The sequence below is a fragment of the Vibrio sp. 10N.222.46.A1 genome (genome assembly GCF_041473595.1).
Lineage (GTDB): Bacteria > Pseudomonadota > Gammaproteobacteria > Enterobacterales > Vibrionaceae > Vibrio > Vibrio tasmaniensis_A.
On record NZ_JBFRSN010001198.1, the window covers coordinates 1 to 663 of the forward strand.

Genomic DNA, 663 nt, shown 5'->3' on the forward strand with positions numbered 1-663 from the left:
CTACATCTTTGGTCACAATAGAACCTGTTGCAATCACTGCACCATGCCCGATAGCCACTCCTGGGAATATTTTCACGTCTTCACCAATCCAAACATCGGATCCAACAACAACTTGATAATGCTCCTCAACATACTTAGTATGCGAGTAAATAGTACCTTTGTTAAAATCCAATCCTTGTTTCTGCATCAATCGATGATCTGCTCGATGAAAGCAAGGGTGAGTCGACACATAATCATTGATCGGGTGGTTATTTAGGACAATTTTCACATTATTAGCAATCGAGCAAAAACGACCTATTTTGACATTGTTCATATTACAATGAGTATCAATATAAGTACCGAAGCCAATATATGAAGCATTCACATCACAATCGCTTGCTACAGAGTTACAGCCTTCAAATTGAGTGTCTGTAAAGTTTGATTTTCGAGAAAGGAAGTTCTTCTGTTTTTTTTGATCACGAATGAATATTAGCTTCTTAATCTTGCGTATGATTTTTTTCATAATGAGTCTATTCGCCATTACCAGATAGGAGTTTGTGATAAAAACCATCAACAGTGTAATCTTCAAGCTTAATCAAAACTGATTCGTCAAACTCGCTAGAAATAAAGTATTCCATACTACCAGTAAGTTCATTTAGAGAGTCAAATATAAGAAAGTTATCT

1 protein-coding gene is annotated in these 663 nt (G+C 35.7%); it reads right to left on the reverse strand.

Going from position 1 to position 663, the window contains the following annotated elements; all coding sequences use genetic code 11:
- On the reverse strand, window positions 1–502 hold a 502-nt coding region (locus AB4496_RS25170; protein ID WP_372132551.1), incomplete at its 3' end, for an antibiotic acetyltransferase.
- Window positions 503–663: the final 161 nt, after the last annotated feature.